We start from the raw sequence: 6,259 nt of genomic DNA, 5'->3' as shown, positions 1-6,259 counted from the left end.
TCCGATCCCTTTGCCGAGGCAAAGGGATCGGACCCCAGGGGATCAATCATTCGCCGCAGACAATTCCTGTCCACGCACCTGCGCGGCGCGCAGTGCCTTGTCCACCAGTGCCTCGAAGCCGCCAGCCTGGAAGCTCTCGATCGCGGCCTGGGTAGTGCCATTGGGTGACGTCACGCGGCGGCGCAGTTCTGCGGGGCTCTCACCGGCCTCATCCAGCATGCGCGAGGCGCCCAGCAGGGTCTGCACCACCAGCGTGCGCGCGGCGTCGGCCGGCAGGCCCTGGGCAATACCCGCCGCTTCCATCGCTTCGGCCAGCAGGAACACGTAGGCTGGTCCGCTGCCGGACACGGCAGTCACCGAATCCATCAGCGCCTCACTATCGATCCACACCGTGCGCCCGGCACTGGCCAGCACCTGTTCGGCCTGCGCGTGCTGCTGCGCATCCACCGATGCAGTGGCATACAGGCCGGTCACGCCGGCGCCGAGCAGAGCGGGGGTATTGGGCATCGCACGCACCACCGGCAGGTTGCCACCCAGCCAGCGTTCCAGCTGCGCGCTGGTGATGCCGGCGGCGATCGACACCACCAGCGGCCGGTTTGCCTGGGCCAGTGCCAGCAGCGACTGACAGACCTCACGCAGCACCTGCGGCTTCACCGCCAGCAACCAGGTGCCGCCCTGTGCGGCGGCATCGGTGGCGTTGTCGTGCACCTGCACGCCGAAGTCGGCAGCCAGCGACTCGCGCAGCGCTGCAACCGGTTCGGCCACATGGATGTGTGCGGCCGGCACGCCCTGGCGGATCAGGCCGGCAATCAGGCTGCGCGCCATGTTGCCGCCGCCGATGAAGGTGATGGAATCAGCTGCCATGGATGTCTCCTTGGAAAATCAGGCCGGTCGCGCGCGCGCGCCGAACAGGGCGGTGCCGATGCGCACCAGGGTGGCACCCTCGGCGATGGCTTCGGCGTAGTCGCTGCTCATGCCCATCGACAGCGTGTCGACCTGTGCATGCTGGGCGGCCAGCGACTGGAAGAGTGTGCGCATGCGCACGAACGCATCCCGACGGCGCTCGGCCTCGGGCCACGGCGCGGGAATCGCCATCAGGCCACGCAGGCGCAGGGTGGGCTCGGCGGCAATCGCCGCGGCCAGCCCCTCGACATCCTCCGGTGCACAGCCGTGCTTGCTGGATTCATCGTCGATGTTGACCTGGATCAGCACGTTCAGCGGGCCGCGTGCGGCCGGGCGATGGCGCGCCAGCGCCGTTACCAGCTTGGGCCGGTCCACGCTCTGCACCCAGTCGAAATGGGTGGCCACCGCCTCGGCCTTGTTCGACTGCAGGTGGCCGATCAGATGCCACTCCAGCGCCAGGTGCTGCAGCGCCTGCATCTTGGCCTGCGCTTCCTGCACATAGTTCTCGCCGAAGGCCTGCTGGCCCTGTGCGGCCAGCGCAGCCACGGCCTCGGCCGGTTGGGTCTTGGAAACGGCCAGCAGGCGCGGATCGGGCCGGCCGGCCGCCTCGGCGGCGGCATGCAGGTTGCTCAGGATCTGGGGCAGGGGAGTGGCCACGTAACGCGTTCCGTTGAATCAGGAGGCTATACTGCCGTCCGGGGAAAGATCCTTCCAGTCGAAGCCGTTATTGGGGAGTAGCCGCTCATGGATATCGCCGAACTGCTGGCGTTTTCCGTAAAGAACAAAGCGTCCGACCTGCACCTGTCTGCAGGCCTGCCGCCGATGATCCGCGTGGACGGCGACGTTCGCCGGATCAACATCCCGGCCCTGGACCACAAGCAGGTCCACGCGCTGGTGTACGACATCATGTCCGACAAGCAGCGCCGCGATTACGAGGAATTCCTCGAAGTGGACTTCTCCTTCGAGATTCCGTCGCTGGCGCGCTTCCGTGTGAACGCGTTCAACCAGAACCGTGGCGCCGGTGCGGTGTTCCGTACCATTCCGTCCGAGGTGCTCACCCTTGAGGACCTGGCCTGCCCGCCGTTGTTCCGCGAAGTGATCCAGCAGCCGCAGGGCCTGATCCTGGTGACTGGTCCGACCGGCTCGGGCAAGTCGACCACGCTGGCGGCGATGATCGACTACATCAACAAGAACGAATACGGCCACATCCTCACCGTCGAGGATCCGATCGAATTCGTGCACACCTCGCAGAAGTGCCTGATCAACCAGCGCGAAGTGCACCGTGACACGCATGGCTTCAACGAAGCACTGCGCTCGGCACTGCGTGAGGACCCGGACATCATCCTGGTCGGCGAACTCCGCGACCTGGAAACCATCCGCCTGGCACTGACCGCCGCGGAAACCGGCCACCTGGTGTTCGGCACCCTGCACACCAGCTCGGCGGCCAAGACCATCGACCGTATCATCGACGTGTTCCCGGCCGGCGAAAAGCCGATGGTGCGTTCGATGTTGTCCGAGTCGCTGCGTGCGGTGATCTCGCAGGCACTGCTGAAGAAGGTCGGTGGCGGCCGTACCGCAGCGTGGGAAATCATGGTCGGCACCCCGGCCATCCGCAACCTGATCCGCGAGGACAAGGTGGCGCAGATGTACTCGGCCATCCAGACTGGCCAGCAGTACGGCATGATGACCCTGGACCAGCATCTGCAGGACCTGGTCAAGCGCAGCCTGATCACCCGCAACCAGGCCCGCGAGTACGCCAAGGACAAGCGCCTGTTCGAGTAAGGCGGGACAGCGACGGGCGGCGCGCGCAATGGCGCGGCCGCTCCGTGTTGTTTCCTCCACCGACCGTTACCTGGTAAACCGCTTTCCGGGAGCCCGCCGTGAACACCACCGCGACCACCATCGATTTCACTTCGTTCCTCAAGCTGATGGCGCACCAGCGCGCCTCGGACCTGTTCATCACCGCCGGCATGCCACCGGCGATGAAGGTCAACGGCAAGATCTCGCCGATCACGCAGACGCCACTGACGCCGCAGCAGAGCCGCGACCTGGTCCTCAACGTGATGACCCCGGCACAGCGCGAGGAATTCGAGAAGACCCACGAATGCAACTTCGCCATCGGCCTGTCCGGTGTCGGCCGTTTCCGCGTGAGCTGCTTCTACCAGCGCAACCAGGTCGGCATGGTGCTGCGCCGCATCGAGACGCGCATTCCGACCGTGGAAGAGCTGAGCCTGCCGCCGATCATCAAGACGCTTGCGATGACCAAGCGCGGCATCATCCTGTTCGTCGGTGCTACCGGTACCGGTAAATCGACTTCGCTGGCGGCGATGATCGGTTACCGCAACCAGAACTCGACCGGCCACATCATCACCATCGAAGACCCGATCGAATTCGTGCACAAGCACGAGGGCTGCATCATCACCCAGCGCGAAGTCGGCATCGATACCGACAGCTGGGAAGCCGCGCTGAAGAACACCCTGCGCCAGGCGCCGGACGTGATCATGATCGGCGAGGTGCGTACCCGCGAAGGCATGGACCACGCCATCGCGTTCGCCGAAACCGGCCACCTGGTGCTGGCCACGCTGCATGCCAACAATGCCAACCAGGCGATGGACCGCATCGTCAACTTCTTCCCGGAAGACCGCCGCAACCAGCTGTTGATGGACCTGTCGCTGAACCTCAAGGGCGTGGTCGCGCAGCAGCTGGTGCCGTCGCCCGATGGCCGCTCGCGCAAGGTGGCGATGGAGATCCTGCTGGGCACGCCACTGGTACAGGACTACATCCGCGACGGCGAGATCCACAAGTTGAAGGAAGTGATGAAGGACTCGGTCCAGCTGGGCATGAAGACCTTCGACCAGAGCCTGTTCGAGCTGTACCAGGCCGGCGAGATCAGCTACGAGGACGCGCTGCGTTACGCCGATTCGCAGAACGAGGTGCGCCTGCGCATCAAGCTCAGCCAGGGCGGCGACGCGCGCACCCTGTCGCAGGGGCTGGATGGGGTGGAGATCTCCGAAATCCGCTGACCTGGCCGGCAACGGTCATGACCGGATTGATGAATTCCAGTCATGACCGACTGCGGTCCAACCGGCTCAATCCATCGCCGCTGCAGGCGTATCGTCAGCACTCCCCCTCTGGAGTACGACGATGCAGACACGTGAACTCGGCCGCAGCGGCCTGAAGGTTTCCGCTCTGGGCCTGGGTTGCATGGGCCTGACCCATGCCTACGGCCAGCCGGTCGAACCGAGCCAGGGCATCGCCCTGCTGCACGCTGCCGTCGAGCGCGGCGTGACCTTCTTCGACACCGCCGAGGTGTACGGCCCGTACACCAACGAAGACCTGCTCGGCCAGGCCTTGGCGCCCTACCGCGACAGGCTGGTGATCGCCACCAAGTTTGGTTTCAAGGACGCGCGCACCGATGCCGGCCTGGATAGCCGCCCGGAGAACATCCGTGCCGTGGCCGAAGCCAGCCTCAAGCGCCTGCGTACCGACCATATCGATCTGTTCTACCAGCACCGCGTCGACCCGAACGTGCCGATCGAGGATGTGGCCGGCACCGTGCGCGACCTGATCGCCGAGGGCAAGGTCGGCCACTTCGGCCTGTCCGAGGCCAGTGCTGCCACCGTGCGTCGCGCGCATGCCGTGCAGCCGGTCGCCGCCGTGCAGAGTGAGTATTCGCTGTGGTGGCGCGAGCCGGAGCGTGAGCTGCTGCCGACGCTGCAGGAGCTGGGCATCGGCTTCGTGCCGTTCAGCCCGCTGGGCCGCGGCTTCCTGACCGGTGCGATCAACGCCGATACCACCTTCGACGCCAACGACTTCCGCAATACCGTGCCGCGTTTCGAAGTGGAGGCGCGCCGCGCCAACCAGGCGTTGGTGGATCGCATCAGCACGATTGCGGCAGCGCGCGGTGCGACGCCTGCGCAGGTCGCACTGGCCTGGCTGCTCGCGCAGGCACCGTGGATCGTGCCGATTCCGGGCACCACCAAGGTTCATCGCCTGGAAGAAAACCTGGGCGCGGCCGACCTGCAGCTGGCGCCGGAAGAACTGCAACGCATCGCGCAGGCGCTGGACGAAGTGTCGATCGTTGGCGAGCGCTACAACCCGCAGCGTGCGGCACAGGCCAAGGGCTGACCAGCCGGTGAGTGCGGACCGTTGGTGGTGGGGGCGGACCGTTGGTGGTGGGTGCGGACCGTTGGTCCGCACTCCTTAACCCTCACCCCATCGGCCCGCGCAGCGCGTCAAGCACCGTCCGCATCGCCACGGTCACGTGGCGGCGCGAAGGGTAATACGCGTAGTAACCATCGAAGTGCGGGCACCAGTCGTCCAGCACTGATTGCAGCCGTCCATCGTCCAGCATCGGCTGCACCTGGTCTTGCGGCAGCCAGGCCAATCCGCTGCCGGCCAGCGCAGCGGTGCGGGTCATGCCCATGGTGTTGAACGTCCACTGGCCGCTCACGCGCACGCTCAGTTCATTGCCGTCCTGGCCGAAATCCCACGGCATCAGCCCACCATGCGTAGGCAGCCGCAGGGTCACGCAGTTGTGCCCGGCCAGGTCGTCCGGATGCCGCGGCACCGCGTGCTGGCGGAAGTAGCTGGGCGCCCCGACCACGCGCATGCGCAGTGGCGGGCTGATCGGTACGGCGATCATGTCGCGCGCCAGCCGCTCGCCCAGGCGGATGCCGATGTCGTAGCGCTCGGCCACGATGTCGGCCAACCCGTAGTCGGCCGCCAGTTCCACCTTCAAATCCGGATACTGCCGCAGCAACGGCGCCAGCCTGGGCCAGGCGATGTACTCGGCGGCGTGGCCGGTGGCATTGATGCGGATGGTGCCGGCCGGGCGTTCACGGTACTCGGCCAGCGCGGCCAGCCCGTCCTCGATCTCGGCCAGGCGCGGGGCCAGGGTATCGAGCAGGCGGGCACCGGCTTCGGTGGTCGAGACGCTGCGGGTGGTGCGGGTCAGCAGGCGCACGCCCAGGCGCTGCTCCAGTCCGCGCATGGCATGGCTGAGCGCGGACTGGGACACGCCCAGCTGGGCGGCAGCCTTGGTGAAGCTGCCCTCGCGGGCAACGTGGACAAAGGCCTGCAGATCGTTGAGATTTTCGCGGGGCATGCGGGAATGATACGGCCGGGCTGCGCCCGGCACCTGCTTCAAGCCAAGGCAACGTCAACGTCAAATGCGTGCATTCCGTGGGATGGCGGGGTGGGTCCGGTTGAGGGGGCGCCGTAAATACATGTAGCAACTGTGTTGACGGAGGGGCCTGGCCCCTCCATGAGACGGGCACGGTAGTGCCGGCCGCTGGCCGGCAGCCTTTTGGGGCACGCGCAGGCTGGCTTCAGGCGGGGATCGATCCGCCTTGAG

The 6,259-nt window shown here is 66.4% G+C and carries 6 protein-coding genes; 3 read left to right on the top strand and 3 right to left on the bottom strand.

Translation table 11 applies throughout. The features are described from left to right. Window positions 1-42: 42 nt before the first annotated feature. Entirely contained in the window at window positions 43-864 is an 822-nt protein-coding gene (gene proC / locus ABGA94_RS13290; protein ID WP_053499785.1) for a pyrroline-5-carboxylate reductase, read from the bottom strand. Window positions 865-882: 18 nt separating this feature from the next. Further along, window positions 883-1,560: a YggS family pyridoxal phosphate-dependent enzyme gene (locus ABGA94_RS13285; RefSeq protein WP_375367505.1), complete on the bottom strand. Its 678-nt coding sequence runs from the start codon at window positions 1,558-1,560 to the stop codon at window positions 883-885. An 87-nt stretch (window positions 1,561-1,647) separates the two neighbouring features. Between ABGA94_RS13285 and ABGA94_RS13280 the strand changes: the two genes are divergently transcribed. The 3 genes from ABGA94_RS13280 to ABGA94_RS13270 all read left to right on the top strand — a co-directional run bounded on the left by ABGA94_RS13280 (window position 1,648) and on the right by ABGA94_RS13270 (window position 5,031). Next, complete coding sequence (locus ABGA94_RS13280) at window positions 1,648-2,685, top strand: type IV pilus twitching motility protein PilT (protein ID WP_004147099.1); 1,038 nt, start codon at window positions 1,648-1,650, stop codon at window positions 2,683-2,685. A 98-nt stretch (window positions 2,686-2,783) separates the two neighbouring features. Further along, window positions 2,784-3,926 (top strand): PilT/PilU family type 4a pilus ATPase, encoded by a 1,143-nt coding sequence (locus ABGA94_RS13275; RefSeq protein ID WP_005415539.1) that lies wholly within the window; start codon window positions 2,784-2,786, stop codon window positions 3,924-3,926. 121 nt (window positions 3,927-4,047) lie between these two features. Then, complete coding sequence (locus tag ABGA94_RS13270) at window positions 4,048-5,031, top strand: aldo/keto reductase (protein ID WP_005415540.1); 984 nt, start codon at window positions 4,048-4,050, stop codon at window positions 5,029-5,031. A gap of 82 nt (window positions 5,032-5,113) precedes the next feature. On the opposite strand, the gene ABGA94_RS13265 is transcribed toward ABGA94_RS13270, so the two are convergent. Continuing rightward, a complete protein-coding gene (locus ABGA94_RS13265) occupies window positions 5,114-6,010 on the bottom strand; it encodes a LysR family transcriptional regulator (RefSeq protein WP_188247954.1) in 897 nt (298 codons plus the stop codon). Between the last annotated feature and the right edge of the window lie 249 nt (window positions 6,011-6,259).

It is taken from the genome of Stenotrophomonas sp. 3diitr2024 (assembly GCF_042136455.1).
GTDB lineage: Bacteria > Pseudomonadota > Gammaproteobacteria > Xanthomonadales > Xanthomonadaceae > Stenotrophomonas > Stenotrophomonas sepilia.
Note: the sequence above shows the minus strand (reverse complement) of the source record. Positions and strands in the feature narration are given on the sequence as shown.

Coding starts and splice junctions, on each gene's coding strand:
- ABGA94_RS13280 (WP_004147099.1), top strand. CDS start 1,648: ATGGATATCGCCGAACTGCTGGCGTTTTCCGTAAAGAACAAAGCGTCC.
- proC (WP_053499785.1), bottom strand. CDS start 864: ATGGCAGCTGATTCCATCACCTTCATCGGCGGCGGCAACATGGCGCGC.
- ABGA94_RS13270 (WP_005415540.1), top strand. CDS start 4,048: ATGCAGACACGTGAACTCGGCCGCAGCGGCCTGAAGGTTTCCGCTCTG.
- ABGA94_RS13265 (WP_188247954.1), bottom strand. CDS start 6,010: ATGCCCCGCGAAAATCTCAACGATCTGCAGGCCTTTGTCCACGTTGCC.